Source organism: Flavobacterium branchiicola (genome assembly GCF_018383905.1).
GTDB lineage: Bacteria > Bacteroidota > Bacteroidia > Flavobacteriales > Flavobacteriaceae > Flavobacterium > Flavobacterium branchiicola.
In genome coordinates this window covers 110,302-132,631 of sequence record NZ_JAGYWA010000008.1, presented here as the reverse complement: position 1 = coordinate 132,631, position 22,330 = coordinate 110,302, and the positions used below count along the sequence as shown (strand labels likewise).

Genomic DNA, 22,330 nt, shown 5'->3' with positions numbered 1-22,330 from the left:
TCTAATAGCAAAACCTGTCGGGTTTAATATAGATTGTCAGGCTGAGCGGAGTCGAAGCCCTATAACGTAAATCAAGCCTTCGACTTCGCTCAGGGTGACATTCGTTTTCAAAAGCAATATTTGTAGTTACCAGCTAATCTCCTGTTTTTCTCCCTTTTTCAAAACGATTTCTCGTTTTTTATCACCAAAAACCAAAGTTGTTTTTCCTCCTTTTTTAGAACTAACAACTACTTTTTGCAGTTCTTTATTACTCCAGTTCATTTCGATTTCAAAACCGCCACGGGCGCAGATTCCTTTTACAGCACCTTCTTCCCAGGCATCTGGTAAAGCAGGAAGCAATCTAATTTCGTTTTCGTCTGACTGAACCAACATCTCGGCAACGGCAGCAGCGCCTCCAAAATTACCATCAATTTGAAATGGCGGATGGGCGTCGAATAAATTCGGATAGGTTCCGCCCCCTCTTCTTGGTTTTTCTGTCTTTTTACCGTCAGGATCTACGTAGCGCAATAATTCACGGTACATTTTATACGCACGATTTCCGTCCCAGAGTCTTGCCCAAAGATTGATTCTCCATCCTTTTGACCATCCCGTTGTTTCGTCGCCTTTTATTTCAAGCGTTTTTCTTGATGCTTCCGCTAAATCAGGAGTTTTCTCCGGCGTAATATGATTTCCCGGAAAAAGCCCAAATAAATGCGATTGATGACGGTGTTTTGGTTCATCATCTTCCCAATCAAAATACCATTCCTGCAAATTTCCTTTTTTCCCAATTTGATACGGATAAAGTTTTGCTAATGCTTTTTCTAGTTTTTCTCTAAAATCAGCATCGGTATTTAGCACTTTTGAAGCTTTTATGGTTTTATCAAAACATTCACGAATCATTGCCAAATCTGCTGTTCCTCCGTAAAGTGTGGCTCCGACAAAACCATCCGCCAACTTATATTGATTTTCAGGTGATGTAGAAGGTGATGTAATTAAATTTCCGTTCTTATCTGTTACTAACCAGCCCAAACAAAATTGTGCGGCTCCTTTCATCAACGGATAACCTTCTTTTTTTAAATACTCCTGATCTTTCGTAAACGTATAATGTTCCCAAATATGTGTGCTTAACCACGCTCCTGCCATTGGCCAGCACGCCCACATTGGTTCTTCTTTTCCAAATTGTCCTACGGGATTAGTCATTGCCCAGATATCAGAATTGTGTGCAGCCGCCCAGCCTTCGTTTATACCATAAAAAGTCTTAGCTGTAACTTTTCCGGTTACCGAAAGATTTTTTACAAAACTCAGAAGTGATTCATGCATTTCTGAAAGATTGGTGTTTTCTGCCAGCCAGTAATTTTCTTCCAGATTAATATTCATGGTATAATTACTACTCCACGGCGGATTTAAATACGGGTTCCAAAGTCCTTGTAAATTGGCTGGAACTCCCAAAGTTCTCGAAGAGCTTATCAATAAATAGCGGCCGTACTTGAAATACAAAATTTCCAGATTTTTATCTTCTTTTCCGTCAGAGTAGCGCAATAAACGTTCGTCTGTTGGTAAATCGGGCGCAGTTGTTTTTCCTAAATCTAAATCGACTCGATTGTAGAATTTTTGATAATCTGCAATATGATTTTCTTTTAATTTATCGAATGGTTTTTCAAAGGCTTTATTCAGGTTTTGCGCTGCAATTGCTACTTCGTTTACACCTTCGGTTGCGGGATTTTTGTCAAAACCATTAAAACTTGTCGCCACCGAAACATAAATTACAACTTCTGAGGCATTTTTTAAAGTTAAAGTCGAATTGGAACTTGTAATTTGTCCGTCGGTTTTCTTGACTTGAATTAAAGTTGTGAATCTTGTTCCTCTTTCCTGAACTTCCAAGTATTTTGGAAGAACTTTATAACCTGCGTTTTCATGAATTGGCGCATTTCCGTTTATTATTAAAACGTTGTTTCTAACCGTAACTTCCGATTTTAATAAACTCTTTAAACTAATATCAAAATTTAAAGCGCCTTTCTGACTGCTTGTCAATTTGATGATCATTACCTGATCCGGAGCCGAAACAAAATATTCACGTGTATATTTTACGCCGTCCATTTCGTAAGTCACTTTTGAAGTTGCGTTCGAAATATCAAGTTCTCTGTAATAATTTGTTGCTTTTCCTTTTTCAGTATTATTGATTTCTAATGTTCCTAACGGAGCATAAGATTCTGAATTTTTTCCCTGAACTTTTTTGTTTAATTCTTCGGCTAATTTGTAGTTTTCGTTTTTAAGTGCTTCGCGAATTGCCGGAATATTTTTGTACGCTTCGGGACTCATGTTGGCATTTACTGGTTCGCCAGACCAAAGTGTAATATCATTCAAATAGATTTTATCTGAATTTATGCCACCAAAAACCGTTGCTCCCATTTTTCCATTTCCTAAAACCAAGCTCTCTTCAAAGAATTCTGCGGGTTGTTTGTACCATAAAACATGACTGGATTGTGCCGAAATTGTTGTTCCGTAAAATGTTAGAAGCAAGATGAAAAATGTTTTCTTCATGAAACTTGAATTCATTGGGTTTTCTTTTAATGTTAATAATCAGATGTTCCTATGGAACATTCTTGCAATTTCTTTAACCAACGGATTTCAACTACCGACCAGATGTTCCTAACGGAACATTTTTGGTTATCCTGACAGGTCTTAAAAACATGTGAGAATAATAAAATCTCTTATGTCCTATATGCGTGAGGGATAGGAGCTGGCTACCGAAGTAGCGCGGATAGCCCGACCGCATCCCTATAAGTGGGCGAATAAGCGTAAAGATTGTTTGCCCACTTATCGGGATACGGTCACGCCCAAATAATTATTTTGCTCCTAAATATAATTAATTCCCTTTATAAACGAAATTTTTAAATGTAACCTGACCATCGCCAACTGCTGAAAGTCCTAAACGAAGACTCATAAAACCACTTAGCACATTGTGATTAAAGGAGGATACTTCGGCAGAATTTTCGATCTTTTTCCATTCTTTTCCATCGATGCTGTAAAACATATTTACGAGTTGTTCTTTCTTTTCTAAACGAAGAAATAAATGGGTTTTATTAATGCCTTTTTCAGTCGGAAACTGCCATGAGCGCAATATGGCTAAAACATTTTCTTTATCGGCTGCAATTCCGGTGTACAATTTACTGTCGTAAAACAGAATAAGTCCTGCGGTGGCATTGCCTTCAATTTCTACTTCAACTTCTGCTGAATAAGAATGATCGGGAGGTGTGCATAAAAGTGGCGAACTCTCCCCTATTCCTTTTCCTTTGGCTTTAATTTGAAGTCCGTTTTTTGTTAGTTTAAATCTTTGTGCATCAAATTCGTTGAAAAATTGCCACTGCGATTTCAGTTCTGAAGCTGAAAAATCATCAGAAAGTGTGAAGTTATTTTTTATGTTTTTACTCGCAGGTTTTTTTATTGGTTGTTCGGTTTTCATGTTTTCCGGACTTTTATACCAGCCATCATTCGTCCATTCAACAGGTTCTAAAAGGGTTTGTCGCCCCATGTTATAATAGCCGTTTTCGTAGCCGTGAAAAACCATCCACCATTTTCCGTTTACGTCGTCAATTATTGTAGCATGTCCTTTTGACCACCATTTTTCTGAACTGTCTTTTGTTCTGATAATTGGATTATAAGGTGAATTTTCCCAAGGTCCTAAAGGTGATTTTGATCTTGCCGAAATTACCATATGACTTGTAGCCGGACCTGCCGTTCCACCTTCTGCAACCGTTAGATAATAATAATCTCCGCGTTTCATTACTTTTGGCCCTTCCATACAAAAACATTCGATCGACCATTCTGATGGAATTTTCCAGCCATCGTAAACGTGTTTTCCTTCTCCGGAAACGGCTAAACCGTCTTTGGATAACGGAACATAATTTCCGTTACTGAAATACAAATAGCGATTGCCTTTTTCGTCTACAAAATGTCCTGGATCGATATTTCCGATTTTCAAATCAACCGGATCGCTCCAGGGCCCGTTTATAGAATCTGCCCAAACTACATAATTGGTTTCGTTTGCCGGAAAATAGATGTAAAACTTATTATTGTACTTGACCAAATCTGGCGCCCAGACTGAACCTACGCTTTTTTTAAGTGCGTGCGTAACAGGTTTCCAGTTCACTAAATCTTTGGAAGTCCAGATTAATAATCCCGGATAATAATTGAATGAAGAATGTACAATATAATAATCTTCTCCATCTCTAATTATAGACGGATCGGCGTAATCTCCCGCAAATATTGGGTTTTGATAAAATCCTTCACCTGCATTTGCTTTTTGTTGTTGTGCATTGATTCCGATAGAAATGAAACCAATAAAGAGAACAATTACTTTTTTCATGATTTCTTTTTATTTGCTTACGCTGTATTTTTCGTTTGCGGTTATCATTTCCCAATTATCGGTTCTAAATGGCGACGCCGGAAATTTTTCTTTATTGAAAAGATTTATCTGGGTATCGTCATCTGCCCAGCCGTAATGTACTGCAACAGGATTTTGAACCTGATCGCTTGACACGATTATTTTATTGTCTTTAATTATCGCTTTTGCGGAATGAAAAACTTTGTCTTCACCTGCGATTTCAAATCCTTTTAATTCTGAATTATTTGGGGTTGATAATCCGATGCCGATGTTGTCGAAAGTCAGCACAATTTGGTTTCCTTTAATTTCCTGAGATTTGTAAGTTGGCCCACTATGAACTTGCTTTTTTCCATAAATATTATTCATGGCGATTGCCGCCAAACGCAAACCAATATCTTGTTTGTTGGTTGGGTGAATGTCTTTTGCGTTTCCGATATCGGTTGTAACAGCCATTCCGGTATTTGGCAATTTTAAAGTTTCAGATTGTGCTTCGCGAAGTTCTGCCCAACGACTTCCTTTTTGACTGTTTCCACCGAATTCGTCAAAAGTGGATAACTGTACAAAATAGAATGGAAAGTTGCCTTGTTTGAATTTGGTTCTCCAATCGTTGATCATTAACGGAAATGCTGTTTTGTATTGTTTTGCTCTCCAGACATTCGCTTCTCCCTGATACCATAAAACACCTTCGATTGCATAAGGAACTAACGGATTTACCATGGCATTGTATAATAATGAAGGATAACTGTTTGGTGAAACGGCGATTTTTACCTGAACAACATTGAATTTCCAAAGTCCGTCTAAGGCTAAATTAGAGTCTTTAAAATCGATTTTTAAATCGGCTGGATCGCCATAAATTCCACCACCGCCACTGTAATCTGTAATTCTAACTGCGATTACGTTTGTTCCTTCTTTCAGCACATTTGCCGGAATTTTGTAAACTCTCTGTTTATCCCAAAGATTATTGGTTCCAACTTCAATTCCGTTTACATAAGTTTTGTCTTCGTCGTCTACTTTTGCTAAATGCAAAACGGCTTCTTTTTTGGCTTGTTCAGCTGTTAAAACAATTGTTTTTCTCATCCAGACAATTCCGTCGATATTACCAATTTGCTGATTTTCCCAAAGAGACGGTACTTTTATTTCCGGCCAGTTTTTATCCTGAAAATTGGCTTCTTTAAATTGATTTTCGTTTTCCATGGAAACCTCAAATCCCTGCACTTTTTTAAGATTGTCCAGAACTGATTTTTTATAGACTTCGAAAATTGCATTGATATCTACACTTGGAACATTAGCAATCATATCTTTAAACTGCTCACTTTTTTCGAAAGCTTCACGGCTTGTCCAGGTTTCAACATTAGTTCCGCCCCAGGAAGTATTGATGATTCCGATTGGGATTTTTAATTCTGCATAAAGTTTTCTGGCAAAATAAAATCCTACTGCTGTAAAATTACCAACTGTTTCTTTACTTGAAACTTCCCATTTTCCTTGTTTTAAATCGTCTTTTGGAGTTCCGCTTAAATCCTGCGCAACGCCAAAATGACGAATCATTGGATAATCTGAATCGTTGATTTCTTTTTCGGCATTCATGGTTTTATAAACCTGAAATTCCATATTAGATTGTCCGCTGCAAATCCAGACTTCACCAACCAAAACATTTTTGATCTTAATTATATTTTTTCCGATAATAATTAATTCGAATGGTCCGCCTGCTTTTTCAGCATTCAGATTAAGAGTCCATTTTCCGTTTTTATCGGCTTGTGTTTTCTTTATTTGTTTGTTAAAATGTACTTCGATATTTTCGTTTGCATCAGAAAATCCCCAAACCGGAATTTGTTTGTTTCTCTGCAATACCATTCCGTCAGAAAACACCAAAGGCATTCTTACGTTAGCCTCAGCAATTACAGTACATATCAGCAAAATAAAGACTATTGCTTTTTTCATTTTTTTTAAATTTAAATAGTAAAAACCATATAAGTGATATAAGTAAATCTAAGAAATGAATAATTTCAAAACTTAAAATATCTTATATCACTTATATGGTTTTAAAAGTTTATTTATTGTAATCCTTCGATTAAACCATTTAAAGCCTGATTATCAAAAACGGTATTATCGCTTCTTTTAAAGATTCCGAAACCATTGTCTCCAAGGCTTCCTTCATCCCAATAAAACGGAAGTAAACCATTTGCTTTTGCTGTTTTTACCACTGTTTTTAAATAATAGGCTCTTGAAGCTAAATGTAAAGTGAGTGCATCTCCGGTTAATGTTGTTCTACGGATTGCTCCAAATTCTCCTAAAAGAACCGGAATTCCTTTATCTACAAACTGAGTTTTCATCAATTTGAAGTTCTTTTCTAAATCGGCTTCTTCTCCCCAAGTTGCATTTCGCTCTGTATCTGTTGCAGAATGGAAACCTGTTCCCCAGTAGTAGAACATTTTACCCCATGATTCGTCTTTGGTTAAACCGGCAAAATTCCATGGTGTGTAATAATGCACTTCGACCATCATTTTATTTGCCACTTTATCTACAGGCAATGTAGTCATTAATTTATTTGTCTTTTCGATATCTGTTGTTGGTCCCTGAACTACTAAAACACGATTTGCGTTTTTTCCTCCGGTTGAACGAACAGCATCGATAAAGGTTTGATGATACGACGTTAAAACTGCCATTTGTGCTGCATCTTCAACAGCTGGTTCGTTTGCACTTGCAAAAAGTAAATGTTCGTCGAAACCTCTTAAGTGCGTTGCAATTTGTTCCCAGAAGGCTTTTTGCTTGGCATTATTTTCTTCTTTTTTAGCTTCGGTAATATTATTTTCCAGCCAGCCGCCGTCCCAGTGAATATTAACGACAACATACATATCATTGTCAACACAATACTGAACTACTTCTTTTACTCTGTTTAACCAGTCTGTTTTTAATTGTGCTGTTGTACTATTTGCCATATACTGATTCCATGAACATGGAATTCTGATTGCGTTAAATCCGTTTGCTTTTACGGCATCAATCAGGGCTTTGGTAATTTTTGGATTTCCCCAGGCAGTTTCACCACCTGTTGCTTCCATGGTGTTTCCTATGTTCCAGCCCAGTTTTATTTTTGCTGCCAGTTGTACAGCTGTACTTCCCATTCCTGAGGCATCGGCTGCAATTGGATTTGTATTGTAACTTGGATATAAACCTGTACTAACTGTTGCCGCTGCCTGCGAAACCGAAATTGTTACTGGTTTTGCTTCACTTGACGTTAAAGTTATTATAGCTGTTCTAATCGCTGTTCCGGTATTTTCTTCAGCTGTAACTCTTACCAAAACGGTTCCTTTGGCTCCGGCAGTTACACTTGGTTTTGCCCAAGTTTCTGAACTGGTAATTATCCAGGAGGAAGCCTCTGAATTTACAGTAATATCGAAGACGCTTTCTTTACTTTCAAAATCAATTTTAGCAGTGTTTGCTGTAAGTGATTTAACCATCGCTTCCGGTTCTGTATCTTTCTCAGAACTACAAGCCAAAACTCCCAAAAAAGCAAAGCATAAAACGATGCTTAACAAATAATCTTTAATTGTCTTTTTCATCTTATTTTATTGTTACATCAAGTTTGAATTTTAAATCTCTGGAAGAGTTCCCTATATTTAAAGTATATTTCCCTGGTTCAATTGTCCATTTTTTAGAAGCTACATCATAATATGCCAATTCTTTAACCGGAACTTTAATAGTTACTTTTTCTGAACCTCCAGCTTTAACAGCTACTTTTTTGAAACCTTTTAACTCTTGTGCAGCTCGCGTAATTTTAGAATCAGATTTTGAAGTGTATAATTGTACCACTTCTTTTCCGTCAACATTTCCTGTGTTTTTCACCTCAACCGTCACTTCGATTATCTCATTTTGAGCATACGAATCTTTATTGGATTTTGCATTTCCTAAGGCAAAAGTGGTATAGGATAATCCGTAACCGAAAGGATATAACGGTGCAACATTTTTAGTATCAAACCAACGGTATCCTATCAAAATTCCTTCGGCATAATTAACTGCTTTTCCTCCCGGGAAACTGTTTGTTGCATGTGCAGGAGAATCCATAATGTTTTTTGGCATTGTCCAAGGTAATTTTCCTGACGGATTTACTTTTCCTAAAATAACATCTGCTAAAGCATTTCCGCCTTCAGAACCATTAAACCAGCTCCATACTAAAGCGGAAGATTTTTGGCTTACTTCATTTAAATCAAATGGAGCTCCGGCAATCATTACTACTATTGTTCTCGGGTTTACTGCCAGTACTTTTTTGATTAATTCTTCCTGACCAAATGGTAAATGCAAGTCTCTACGATCTGAAGCTTCTGTTTCGTAATCACGGTTTGAACCTGCAAAAATAATTGCAACATCCGATTTCTTCGCAGCTTCAACAGCTTCCAGAACCTTCGCCGGATCTAATTGGTCGATTGTAACAGGTCCTGTAGAAGTTATGTTTCCTAAATTTCCTTTGTTTTTTTCTTCATAACGCTCCAAATATCCTTCTGCATAATTGATTTTAATAGATGACGGAAGTCTGTTCTTTAATCCTTCAAGTGGCGTAACTTCTCTTTTTGTTTTTACTCCGGCACCAAATCCACCCAAAGCATTTTTCTTTGTTGCGTTGTTTCCAATTACGGCAATAGATTTTACTCCGTCCAGTTTTAATGGCAAAGCATTGTTTTCGTTTTTCAACAATACGATTGCTTCGGCTGCAATTTTATATGCATCCTGGTAATGTGCTTCGGTTGCAATACTTCCTTTTGCACGTTCGCCTCCACCCATTGCTTTCACTTGGAATAAAACTCTTAAAATACGTTTTACGTGAAGATCAATTTCTTTTTCTGAAACTTCTCCTGATTTTACTGCCGCAATCAATTTATCGGCAAGGAAAAATTCATTGAAAGGTTTTGGTGTTCCCATTTCAATATCTAATCCATTTTTCAAACTTTTTGCTGTAGAATGTACTGCAGCCCAGTCTGAAACTACAACACCTTTAAATCCCCATTCGTCACGAAGGATTTTATTAAGCATATAATCGTTTTCACATAAATATTCACCTCTGAATTTATTATATGCTCCCATTATACTGTAAGCTTTGGCTTCTTTTACTGAAGCTTCAAATGCCGGAAGATAAATTTCACGAAGTGTACGTTCGTCAATTTGTACATCTACAAAATCACGATTGGTTTCCTGATTGTTTGCTGCAAAATGTTTTACACATGCCATTACATCTTTTTCCTGTAAACCTACGATCAAAGGCACGGCGATTTTTTTATTCAAAAACGGATCTTCTGACATGTATTCATAGGTTCTTCCTCCAAGCGGAGTTCTCACCATATTAATAGCTGGCGAAAGCAGCATGTCTTTATCTCTTGCACGCAATTCTTCTCCTAAACTGTTTCCGAATGTATGTGCCATTTCAGCATTCCATGTTGCTGCCAAACCACCGCCTGCAGGATAATAAGTTGCAAAGTCATTGGTTAAACCTGCCGGAGCCCAATTGTCTCTTGAAATTTCTTCGCGAACTCCCAACGGACCATCAGCCATTTTTAATTCCGGAATTCCCAAACGTTTTACACCGCCGCTGGTAAACATACTATTACCGTGCAGCATGCCAATTTTTTCTTCGATTGTCATTTGGGCAATAAGCTTATCGATTTCTGCGTCATGCTCGGTTCCGATTTCTTTTCCCTGATATTCTTCTTTCTGAACCATTTCGGTAGCTGAACTTTCTCCTTCACTTTTTTTACATGAGGTAAAAAAGGCAAAAGCTATTGCTGCTGAAAGGTATATTAATTTGTTTTTCATGGTTAGGTAGTTAGATTTTCAGAATTTAAGGTCAATATCCTCACAGCAACCTTTTCACTCTGTTTATTACTATTTAATTAAGATTCTTTTTTTCTAAAATTATTGTTTAACAAAATTCAGCATCACCACATCGTTTTCATTTATCTTATAGTCTTTACTGAAGTTTCCTTTTGCATCGACTGTAATTTTCTCTTTTGAAATTGGTGCGCCGCTGTTTTTCTCTTTTATTGAATTAACCTGCTGACGTGTTAACTGATTTGGTTTGTTGAAAGACAAATAATCTGCGTAGGCGTCATTTACTTTGTAACCTACTTTGTAGATTTCTAAAACATAGTTTCCTTTCTGTAAACCGCTCACTTCAATTTTTACTTTTCCTTTTTCTTTGGATGGTAAATCCTGAACATAATACGTTTGGTTCCATACTTTATCTCCCGGATGTGTATTGGTAAAATCCCAAAACAATACTTGAACATCACCTTTTGTGTTTTTTGCTGCCCAGGAAGATGTGTCTTTATTCTGAAGTTCTGTTTCTCCTAATTTGTTCATTAAGGAATAAGAGAAATAGGCCGGTTTTTTAATTCCCTGCGTATTCAGTAATCCGAAGCCTCCGTGAAAAGGGGTAAATCTTGGCCCTGCTTCTTCAAAAATATCGGTAAAAACCCAATAAGACATCGAGTTTGCTGCGTCGCCAACTTGTTTTAATTTCTGCAAAATATAAGCGGCTGAATGATAGCTGTCGTGAATTGGATCTGCGGGAGTATAAGATGAACTCCATTCTGTATAATGTAATTCTAATTTTGGCTTAGCCGAATTTGAAATTTGTTTACGTGAATTGATTACATCTCCGCTTATACTGTTTTGGTCAGGGCTTAAAACAGTGCCTGAAGTTCCAAATTCATCCAGATAACCCTGATTTACTCCATACGTATGTGTTGAAATAAAATCTAACGGAACATTGTTTTTTGCACAAAAATCTATTGTTTCGGGAACCCATGCAGCTCCAGCCGTTGCTGGTCCGCCAACTCTGTAAGCTGGATTTACTGCTTTTATACCTCGTGCTGCATAATCGTATAGTTTGAAGTATTCTTCCTGAGTTCCTGTCCAGAATCCCGGAGATAAATTGGGTTCGTTCCAAACTTCAAAATACCAGGTTTTTACTTCTTCGTCTCCGTAACGTTCTTTGAAATGAGCTGCTAAATTTTTAATTAAATCTTCCCACTTTTTATAATCTTTTGGAGGAGTTACGTTTCCTTTCCACCAAAAAATAGTTTCTTTTCCACTTGCCAATGCCGAAGGCATAAATCCTAATTCAACAAATGGTTTCATTTTTAAACTCAAAATATAATCGAACAAAACGTCTACATATTGGTAATTGTATTCCGGATTTCCTTTTGAGTCTTCGCGGTAAACGGCCATATCATCAGACAATAATCCATGAAAACGAATGTATTTAAAATCACATTCTTTTTTAACTAATGCCAATTGCTGCTGCCAGTCTGCACGTAAACCTTCGTTTGCTCTTCCGGCACCGATACATTCTTTAAACATGGTGTTTAGTTTTCCGGTAGTTTTATTGAAATCGACTTTTATGGTTCGGTTTTCATTTTGCGCAGACAAATTAATTGAAGTAATTAAAACGGCTGTTATTATTAAAAGTTTTTTCATCTGAAAAATGTATTGCGATATTAAACCCGACAGGTTTTGAAAACCTGTCGGGTTTGAGAAATTAATAATTACAATTTTTTAAATCTCACTGCTCCACCGCCAGCACCACCTAAATTCAATTTTAGGGAATCTGTCGATTTTACTGTTTTCTTAGATATTGCTACTGCTTCCGGATTGTGTTTTTGATCTGTTCCTTCGGCATCAACATAAATTTGTGCTTCGTAAGTTGCATTTGGATCTAAAAATGATAATGAAACATCAACTTTTCTTGGGTTTTCATTTGTCAAAGTTCCTAAATACCAATCTGCACTGTTTCTGTCTTTTCTCGCTGTTGTAATATATTCACCAATTTTTCCTTCTAAGATTTTAGTATCTTCCCAGTCTGTCGGCACATCTTTTAAGAATTGTAAAGCTGGTTTTCCTTCGTAGTTTTCAGGAAGGTCTGCCAACATTTGAATTGGAGCGTAAATCGTAACATACAATGCCAATTGCTGCCCAACTGTTCCCTGAATTCTTTTTCCAGGATATCCTTGTTTTACCTCAACATCAAAAATTCCCGGAGTAAAATCCATTGGTCCTGAAAGTAATCTTGTAAAAGGAATTATCGTTAAATGATTTGGCGGATTTCCTTCGCTCCACGCATTATATTCTTGTCCTCTTGCCGCTTCTCTTGAAACCATGTTCGGAAAAGTTCTGCGTTCTCCGGTATCTTTAATTGATTCGTGGTATAAAACTGCTAAATCATATTGTGCGGCTTTTTCTAAAATGTATCTGAAATAATTCACTCCAAATTGTCCGAAGTGCATTTGTTTCATATTCAGTTTAGAACCTACGTGACCAATTTTTACGGTATGGATTCCTAATTTTTTATATAAAGCAAAACCTTCGTCAACTTCTTTTAAGTAGTTTATTAAGTTGGAACCTGTTTCGTGGTATCCGATTAATTCAACATTGTTTTTCTTTCCGTATTCTACCACTTTTTCTAAGTCGAAATTATCAGCACTTTTCGTGAAGCTGAACATGTGCATGCGGTTTTCATACCAACCCGGAGTCCAGCCTTTGTTCCAACCTTCAATTAATAAATGATGGAAACCTTCTTTTGCTGTAAAATCAATATATTCTTCAGCGTGTTTTGTAGTTGCGCCTTGTTTGTCGCTTTCCCAAAAAGTATATTTCCCGATGTGCATTCCCCACCAGATTCCTAAATATTTATACGGTTTGAAATAACTATTTGTATTTTTTAATTTGTTTGGTTCGTTTAGGTTTAAAACTAAATAAGAAGTGATTAATTCTCCCGGATTTTCTCCAATTTGAAGTGTTCTCCATGAAGATGTAAACGTATCTTTTACACGAACTTTTACTCCGTCAGGCCAAGGCACTAAATCTGATTTTAATTCGGTTCCTTTATTATTTACCAAAGTCATACTGGCAAAATCAACCAAATTTGCTTCGTGGAAACTTAAAGCTAATCCACTTTTGCTCTCGATTGTTAATGGGGTTAAAACCGTATCCAATTTACTTACCGGAGCAGCTTCAAATAAATATTCGTCGCGATTTTCTCTGTTTGCCGGAATCCACCATGCTTTTCCATCTTCTTTTAGGTTGAAAGTTGTCTTTTCATCCATAATGAAAATACTGTCTTTCACATTTTGTTTTGGATACACATATCTAAACGCAACTCCGTCATCAAAAGCACGGAACTGAATTTGTAATTTTCTTTTGTTTCCCGTTTTTTGCTGTAAATCAACTACTAACTGATTGTAGTGGTTTCTGATGTTTTTCTTTTCTCCCCAAACTTGTTCCCAGGTTTCATCAAACTGAGATGTTTTTGCTCCCTTTATTTCGAAGTTTGAACTTAAGTCTTCGTTTCCTTTCAATAAAAACCCCATATCTGATGGAGAAATTACTTCGGTTTTTCCGTGAGAAACGGCGTATTTGGGAGCATTTTTTACAAGCTCAAATTTAATTTTGTTTTGTCCGTTTGGCGATGCCAGTTCGTAGGCATTTTTACTTTTCTGGCTGTATCCAATCGAAACTGATAGTAATAAAGCGGGAAGAATCAGGTGTTTTTTCATGATCATTTTCTTAATTCATTATAATAAATCGGACGAAAATTTGGCTTTCGCCCGATTTAAAAACTCAACAAAAACTTATTTTTATCCTAAGTTGGGATTATTTTTTTTGCCACAGATTTATAGGATTGGAAAGGATTTTTTCTTTTTTCCTCTCGAAGATTTGGCAGATTGTGCAGATTTAATCTTTTTAATCTGTTCATAATTTTTTTCACGCATTGAAAAAAATTAAAAAAAATCTGCTTGATCTGCTAAATCTGCGGGAGAAATAATCTCTCAATATGTGACTATATTTTTTTGCCCCGAATTGCACTAATTTCCACGAATTAAATTTGTGCTAATTCGTGCAATTAGTGGCAACCTTTTTTATTTTATCCACTCTGTTTTAAAAGTGGTTTTTCCGTTTAATGGGTTTGCGGTTACGTCAAAATTGTTTCCGGTTTTGGTCACTTTTATTTCCTGAACGGTAGTATCGTTTGGTAAAAATACTTTGGCTGTCGCCGAAGTTGTTTTGTCACTTGCATATACTTTCAATGTCAGTTTGCTCCAATCCATATCTTTTGTCGATTGTGCTAAACCAATATGTGGCAATGCTGTTCCGTCTTTTACTAAAACTACGATTGGCACTTCTCCGGCTTTGATTTTATGCCATCCTGATTGGTATACTTTTTTAGTTTGGTAATCAATCCAGGTTCCTTCCGGAAGATAAACGTCTCTTTCTGTAACTTCTTCAAAAAGCGGTGCAACCAGAATACTTGAACCAAATAAATATTCATTGTCCACTAACCATGCTCCCGGATCGTTTGGATATTCTACAAATAATGCACGCATCATTGGTAAACCTTTTTGAGAACTTTCTTTTGCCTGAGCGTAGATATATGGCATTAATTCGTAACGCATATTATCTGCTTTTCTAAATCCTTCTAAGAAATCTTTGCTGTATAACCAAGGTTCGCGCGGAGGCTCTCCGTGGCTTCTTACGTGTGAGGTAAACATTCCAAATGGCGCCCATCTTCTGTATAAATTCTCCGGAGATTTTGTAGCAAATCCACCCACATCATGACTCCAGAAACTGAATCCGCTAAGACCTAATGAAAGTCCGCCGCGTAATTCTGCCGACATTGCTCCGTTTGAAGTTTCGGCATCACCGCCCCAATGCAAAGGATAACGTTGAGATCCTGCCCATGTACTTCTCGCCCAGATTAAAGTATAACCTTTTTCTTTTTGTGTAATTTCGGCAACAGCTTTATTGTAACGAAGCGGATATAAATTATGTTCGTAGAAACCTGTTCTTCCTGAATGGTAAATTCCGTCTGGCGGCGCTGCTTCTCCAAAATCTACTTTGAAAACCGAAACGCCTTCATCAAATAGTTTTTTCAATTTTCCCTGATACCAGGAAATAGTTTCCGGATTTGAGAAATCTAAAACGGCATCTTCGTACGGAAGATTTCCTTTTCTGTCTCTAACGGCTAAATTTTTATCCATAATCTCTGGGAACAAAGTGTTCTTCGGAGTGAAATAAGGCAATTGCCAAAGACAAACATGAAATCCGTCTTCTTTCAAATCGGACATCATTTTTGTAGCATCCGGAAAACGGGATTTTGCAAACTCGTAATTGTTTCTCCAGTCTACATCAAACCAACCTGTATCGAAGTGAATAACATCGGTTGGTATTTTGTATTTACGTAAATCTTTTGCTACTTCTCGTCCTTCTTTTTCTGAAAAATACGTAATACGGCTCATCCAGAATCCGAAAGACCAAAGTGGTGGCATGGCAGCTTTTCCGGTTAAATCGGTGTATTGATCTAAAATGTCTTTTGGTTCTCCAATAAAGAAAAACAAATCGGCTTCATCGTCTCCAATGTACATTTCGTTAGCACTTGAGAAATACTTCCCAAAGTCCACTGTAATTGGTGTTGAATGGTGCATGAAAACGCCATAACCGCGGCTGCTCATGTAAAACGGAATCGGTTTATACATCGTTTCATTTTGGATTCCGTTGGCATCATCTGCCCATAAAACTACTTTTGATCCGCGTTTGTTGAATTGTGTGAATGATTCTCCACAACCAAATATTTTTTCGTCTGGTTCTAAACTGAACGCAGCGCCCATACTTCTTGAATAATCGCTATTTCTTCTAACGTAAGAAAACGGAAGTGTTGGTGTATAGGTGTTTTTAAAATCGGTATCGTGAAGCGTGCTTGTTAGCAGTTTTCCTTTTTCATCGTAGATTTTCACATGCCATGGTTTTGTCAAAATTTCAACTTTTCCATGTTTGCTTGTGTAGCTGTGACCGCCTTCTATTTTAGCGTACTTCCATAATTCTGGATGATTCGGAGCCACTCCGTTAATCAACATTAAAGATTCCTTTTGCGGATGAAATTGTGGTCCAGAAGTTGTTTTGATACGAACTGTTCTGTCTGAAACAAACTGAATTTCGAATGGCAAAACTGGAGATTCTGCATATTCTGTTGTTGGGAATTCATTTGCTTTTTCCACATCTGGTTTCATCATCATGTTGTTGAAAGCCTGACGTGTTTTATAATTATATCGTAAATATTTAATCGTTCCTTTTCCTGTTGCAGGATCAAAAGAAGCTAATTCGTCTGCAAAATAAAAAGTGTTCAGATAATTCTGAAAATCTTTACTGATATCGATTGGTGCGTTCAGTACTTCTGCGTTTTGAATTTGAGCTGAGGCTTTTGGCGTCAAAACAAACCCAAGCATAAAAGCTGAAAACAATGTGGTTAGTTGTGTGTTTTTCATTAGTTAATTTTTATATTTTCCGTCCTGCAAGGTTTTCAAAACCTTGTAGGTCTTACTATTTTTTATTCGAAAACTTATTTATACCTACAAGTTTTTTCCCGAAGCCTCGGGATTGCAGGAACGTGATATTTTATTCTGTTGTAATTACGATTGTGGCTTGTTTTAGTCCATTTGCTTTAGCGGTCAATTCTAGCCTTCCTGATTTATCTCCCGACTGTACAATTACCAAACATTTTCCTGCCAAAGCGGTATGTTTTGTTCCTTTATAAGATTCATGACTTACCGGATCTCCACTGCAAACGCCAACAATTTTTCCATTTCCTTTTAATGAAAAATTGATTTCGTTATTGGCATTTGGCGCTATCGTTCCATTAGCATCTAAAATGTCAACCGTTACAAATGACAAATCATTTTTATCTGCTTTGATGGTACTTCTGTCTGCCGTTAATTTTAATTGTGAAGGATTTCCAGCTGTTTTGATTTCTTTTTCTAAAACCACTTTTCCACCTTTTCTAGAAATGGCTTTAAGCGTTCCTGCATCAAAAGGAATTCTCCACATTACGTGCAAATCGTCTCCTTTTTTAGCTCTTTTTCCAACTGATTTTCCGTTTACAAAAAGTTCCACTTCATCTGCATTATTATAGTACGCCCAAACATCAACGGTTTGTCCAGTTTTCCAATTCCAGTGCGGAAAAATATGAAGGACATCTTTTTTCGTCCATTCGCTTTGGTACATATAATATACGTCTTTTGGGAAACCGGCTAAATCAACAATTCCGAAATAGGAACTTACCGATGGCCATTCGTATGGAGTTGGTTCTCCGATATAATCGAAACCTGTCCAAACATACATTCCAGCCAAGAAATCGTGCTTTTTAATGATTTTCCACGTTGCTTCGTGCGTAGATCCCCAAGGCGTTTGCACCTGATCGTAAGCCGAAACGGTATTTCCTGGATTTCCTTCTGTAAATTTAAGATCCCATCTTACCGGCCATTTTTTGATTGTGTCTGAAACAGCATCGTAATATCCTCTTGTTTGCAAACCTGAAGTTGTTTCTGTTGCAATGAAAGGAGTTTTTGGGAAGTTTTTTTGATGGTATTCGAAAGTTTGGTGTGCGTAATTGTATCCTATTAAATCTAAAACTCCAGATCCTGCAAGCGGATTAATGGAAACATCTTTTTTCTCAAACTGCAAAGTCACGGCATCAATATTCATATTTACCGGCGGATTCATTCCTGCTGTTAGCGGACGAGTTTTATCGTATTGGCGCGTAATTGCTGCTAATTCTTTGGCAATTTCAACGCCTGTTTCGCTCCATTGTTCTGGAATTTCATTTCCAATACTCCACATAAAAATACTGGCGTGATTTCTGTCGCGTAACAATTGATCGATTAGGTCTTGTTTGTGCCATTTGTCCCAATCATTTCCATAATCGTATTTGGTTTTGGTTTGTTTCCACATATCAAAAGCTTCATCCATGACAATGAAACCCATTTTGTCGCAAAGCTCTAAAAGTTCTGTTGCAGGCGGATTGTGTGAAGTTCTGATTCCGTTTACGCCCATTTCTTTCAGGATTTCCAACTGACGTTCGATCGCGCGTGTGTTGATTGCTGAACCTAACGGACCTAAATCGTGGTGCATACAAACTCCTTTTATTTTGACTTGTTTTCCATTCAGAATAAAACCTTTGTTTAAATCGAATTTAAAATCTCTGATTCCAAAAGTGGTTTTGTATTGATCGATGATTTTATCGTCAAGCGAAATTTCGGTAACTGCTGTATACAATTCCGGATTTTCATCTGACCATAAAACTGGATTTTCAACTTCTGCCAATTGTTTTATGGTTTGACTGGCATTAGCGTTTAATGTTATATTTTGAGTAACCGATGTTACTTTGGTTTCATCTTTAAAGATTGTTGTTGTTACTGTTGCTTTTTTACCTTCAGCATATTGATTTTTAATTGTTGTTTCAATATTTACCGAAGCTTTTTCTGCTGTAACTTTTGGGGTTGTAATATAAGTTCCCCATTGTGCAACGTGCAATTTATTTGTGGTTTCGATCCAGACATTTCTAAAAATTCCTGAGCCTGAATACCAACGTGAATTGGGTTGTTTTGAATTGTCAACCTTAACAATTATTTCGTTGTTTTTGTCTCCATACTTTAAATATGGAGTAATTTGATATTGAAAACCAATATATCCGTTTGGACGTTTTCCTAAATAATGTCCGTTTATCCAGACTTCGCTGTTTTTGTAAACGCCATCAAAAGTGATTGAAGTTATTTTTGTGCTGTCTTCTACAGCTACTTTAAATGTTTTTTTGTACCAGCCTAAACCTCCGTTTAGTGATCCTCCGCCATAACCTCCCGGGCTTTTTTCATCAAACTTTCCTTCAATACTCCAATCATGAGGAACGTCTAAAGTTCTCCATTGTGTTGAAGTTCCAATCGTGTCTTTATCTTTTATGCTGTCGTTTAAGTGAAAACTCCAGTCTGAATTGAAAGATACTTTTCGATTACTAAATTGTTTATCACCAGATGTACTACAAGCAGTAAGTAAAATAACGCTAGTAAAAAGTAATCCGATTTTTTTTAATGAAGTGAGCTGAATCATAGTCTTGAAAATTTAATAACCCGGAAGCAGCTTAGAAACTGCTTCCTGATTATTAGTAAATTAAAAATCTATTTTATTTAAGGTATTATGTAATGAAATACAAACCATTCATCTTTTCCGGAATCATAAGATGTTCCTAACCAAATACCTTTAGTAAGATAGTCATTATTGAAAGCTTTAACGACTTTAATAACATTGGTAGAAGGATTCATCCAGCTTGTTGAATTTTGTAACAGTACTTCTGAACCTAAATTAATTTCGTTCTTTTCTTCGTCAATAGTAAAGAATCCTGATGTTACAACACCATTTTGGCTTCTTGTATAATTCAGTTTACCTCCCCATTGATCAAAACGAATCCATGAACTTTCTGCTACTGCAGCCCAGTCATCATTCCATCCCCAGCTATAAGAATCAGTAGATGCTTTTGTCCATCCTTTTCCTTTTCCAATCCAGTCTACAGGATTTCCTTTTCCGTCAAGATTCCAAACTCTTCCTGCTCCAACTCCACCAGTAAGCATTTTTAGTAATTCACCCGAAGTAAATTTAGGATCGAAGCCTTCATCATAAACTGGTGTTGTAACCGGAGGTACGTAGTTGTCTGCATATTCTTTAGAAACAAAATTCCAGATATACCACCATGAACCTTCACTGTTGGTTCTCATTATAGCAATTCTTAACTGATTTTCAGTAAGTTTTAAAACTTTGATATTGTTATTCCAGTTACTTGCGTTTGCAATATAATTATCCGGTCTTAAAATAGTTGCTCCGGTTGTTGTTAAGGTGTGTGCATTGATGTCTAAGAAATAGGTTCCGCTTTCTAATTGCGTTCCGTCAGCTTCGTTAACTTTCATAAATGGTCCGCCTTCAAGACTGAATGTCATTGTTCTTCCCCAATGCATATCTGCATCTGTACTTGAATTTGCATTTCCTTCCGGTTCCCAGTTTGGCGTAAAGTTATCCCACTCAACTGTACCACTTGGATCTGCATATGACATCGCGCCCATTGCAAGACCGTATTTACCATTATCAGCAATCCATGTTTTTTTCTTTCCAACTCCGCCAGAAAGAGCAGTCCAAAGCGGGTCATTTACATAATTTAAATTATCAGCCGTCACAGTAATAGTTACTGGATCTAACTCAACAATTCCTGCATCTGTAGTTGCTGAAATTTTTATGGTGTAATTGCCTTTAAAAGCATATTTCACCGTCTCGGTTGCTTTACTTGATTTTCCTGTACCGTAATCCCAGTTTAATACTACTCCGGGAGTTGTATTTTTCATGATTACTGTATTTCCGCCTGCATCGGCAGCTAAATCCTGAGTAATTTCAAAATGAATATCCGATTTATCCATCGGGCCATCCAGAGAATAAGAATCTGGCGAGCAAGATGATACTAGCATGGCTAACATCAAAAAAGAGGTCACTATTATTTTAATATTTTTCATTTTCTTTCTTTTTAAGTTAAAATTACCAACCGGCATTTTGCTTCAAAACTCCATTAGACAATGTAATTTGCGTGTTTGGAATTTGCTGTAATCCTTTTGTATTTTGGATATTTGCTGCAGAAATTGTCTTTACTGCCGGAGCTCCTCCGTTTAATAAAGTTGTAGTTTCCGCAATAGTTGAAGAGGCTTTTCCAATTCCCTGACGCAATAAATCCCAATATCTTACTCCTTCAAGTGCAAATTCTAAATGTCTTTCATTCATTATATTATCATAATTTACAGCCAAAGGTGTATAAGCTGTTTTGTAAGCTCTTTTTCTAACTTCGTCAAAATAGCCTTGTGCATTTCCGCTGCCTAATTCGGCTGCCATTAATAAAACATCGGCATATCTTAATACTACATAATCCTGAAACTGGCTGATATCCCAAAACTGACTTCCCATAGTAAGCGGAAGATCTTTTCCGTCTTTATCTACCATTGGTGTATACTTTTTATTGTAGTAACCTGTGTATTCTCTTTGATTGTTGATTTTATCAAAATTGATTTTTTCCTCTGTAACTCCAATTACAGTTGAAACGCGTCTTGTATCATTTGCAGCATACGCATTCCATAATTTAGAATTTACTGTAACTCCCCAACCGCGTCCGTACGGATAAGAAGAGAACTCTCTCATTCCGAACATTACTAACCAGTGGTTACCATCTGTGTTTCCGTTATAATCACTTGTGTAAGTATATTTTATTGAGAACACATTCTCTCTGTTGCTTTCACCTGCGTATTTATCTACAGAAGCTGCTGGCCAAAGTGTTGAGAAATCGTCTACCAAACTGTGTCCGCTTGAAGCTACAACATCTTCTAAATGCTGAAGTGCTTGTGTTTTAGTTACCACTCCAACAAGATCTGTTTTTCCATAGTATCCTGTGTAGTATAAATAAACACGACCTAGTAAAGATTTTGCCGCCCATTTTGTAATACGTCCGCTTGTTGTAGCGTTGTACGCAACTGAAGGTAAATTATCAGCCGCAAAAACTAAATCCTGTGCGATTACTTTATATACTTCATCCGGATTTGCCTGAGGAACATTTTCTGAAGAAGGTTCTGTTAATAAAGGAATATTTCCCCATAGACGAACCATTTCAAAATATAGATAAGCTCTAATGAATCTTGTTTCTGAGATATAAGTATTTTTTAAAGCCGTATCACCTTCCCAGTCAATTTGATCCATTTTGGTCAAAAAGATATTGCAACGATAAAGTGCTTTGTAGTAGGCAATCCAGTTTCCGTTTAACATGTCTACATCAGATGGTGAACGTTTGATGTCAAACTCATCTACTGCTGCATAGTTGTATCCATCTGAGTTTCCTGTTCCGCCAAAACAATCGTCTGACATAATTTCGCTTATCACCGGTACTCCCATTCCTGCTGCTCCTGTAGCAACCTGCATTCCGTCATAACATCCAACTAATGCTGAATAAGCATCATCTGTAGTTTTATAAAAATTGGTATCTGTTAATTGTGTTAGCGGCTCAGTCTCTAAACTGCAAGAACCCAGAGATAACAGACCAAAACACAAAATATATAAATATGTATTTTTCATTTTTTTAAT

General features: G+C 36.8%; 11 protein-coding genes. All 11 read right to left on the bottom strand.

What is annotated here, in order from left to right:
• Positions 1 to 126: 126 nt before the first annotated feature.
• Positions 127 to 2,535 (bottom strand): glycoside hydrolase family 95 protein, encoded by a 2,409-nt coding sequence (locus tag KHA98_RS19690; protein ID WP_213259616.1) that lies wholly within the window; start codon positions 2,533 to 2,535, stop codon positions 127 to 129.
• Positions 2,536 to 2,845: 310 nt separating this feature from the next.
• Positions 2,846 to 4,345: a family 43 glycosylhydrolase gene (locus KHA98_RS19685; protein ID WP_246522448.1), complete on the bottom strand. Its 1,500-nt coding sequence runs from the start codon at positions 4,343 to 4,345 to the stop codon at positions 2,846 to 2,848.
• A 9-nt stretch (positions 4,346 to 4,354) separates the two neighbouring features.
• On the bottom strand, positions 4,355 to 6,301 hold the full coding sequence (locus KHA98_RS19680) for a sialate O-acetylesterase (protein WP_213259615.1): 1,947 nt from the start codon (positions 6,299 to 6,301) through the stop codon (positions 4,355 to 4,357).
• Positions 6,302 to 6,414: 113 nt separating this feature from the next.
• Positions 6,415 to 7,920 (bottom strand): cellulase family glycosylhydrolase, encoded by a 1,506-nt coding sequence (locus KHA98_RS19675; protein WP_213259614.1) that lies wholly within the window; start codon positions 7,918 to 7,920, stop codon positions 6,415 to 6,417.
• Between the two features lies 1 nt (position 7,921).
• Positions 7,922 to 10,162 (bottom strand): glycoside hydrolase family 3 C-terminal domain-containing protein, encoded by a 2,241-nt coding sequence (locus tag KHA98_RS19670; protein ID WP_213259613.1) that lies wholly within the window; start codon positions 10,160 to 10,162, stop codon positions 7,922 to 7,924.
• A gap of 99 nt (positions 10,163 to 10,261) precedes the next feature.
• Positions 10,262 to 11,827 (bottom strand): GH39 family glycosyl hydrolase, encoded by a 1,566-nt coding sequence (locus KHA98_RS19665; RefSeq protein WP_213259611.1) that lies wholly within the window; start codon positions 11,825 to 11,827, stop codon positions 10,262 to 10,264.
• A 68-nt stretch (positions 11,828 to 11,895) separates the two neighbouring features.
• Entirely contained in the window at positions 11,896 to 13,902 is a 2,007-nt protein-coding gene (locus tag KHA98_RS19660) for a glycoside hydrolase family 97 protein (protein WP_213259609.1), read from the bottom strand.
• Positions 13,903 to 14,265: 363 nt separating this feature from the next.
• A complete protein-coding gene (locus KHA98_RS19655) occupies positions 14,266 to 16,665 on the bottom strand; it encodes a glycoside hydrolase family 31 protein (protein WP_213259608.1) in 2,400 nt (799 codons plus the stop codon).
• A 130-nt stretch (positions 16,666 to 16,795) separates the two neighbouring features.
• Complete coding sequence (locus tag KHA98_RS19650) at positions 16,796 to 19,279, bottom strand: glycoside hydrolase family 2 TIM barrel-domain containing protein (protein ID WP_213259607.1); 2,484 nt, start codon at positions 19,277 to 19,279, stop codon at positions 16,796 to 16,798.
• A gap of 77 nt (positions 19,280 to 19,356) precedes the next feature.
• The gene (locus KHA98_RS19645) at positions 19,357 to 20,724 is read right to left on the bottom strand and encodes a hypothetical protein (RefSeq protein ID WP_246522446.1); all 1,368 of its coding nucleotides are present in this window, start codon (positions 20,722 to 20,724) and stop codon (positions 19,357 to 19,359) included.
• A gap of 22 nt (positions 20,725 to 20,746) precedes the next feature.
• Positions 20,747 to 22,321 carry a RagB/SusD family nutrient uptake outer membrane protein gene (locus tag KHA98_RS19640; protein ID WP_213259606.1) on the bottom strand — a complete coding sequence of 525 codons (1,575 nt, stop codon included), beginning with the start codon at positions 22,319 to 22,321 and terminating at the stop codon, positions 20,747 to 20,749.
• Positions 22,322 to 22,330: the final 9 nt, after the last annotated feature.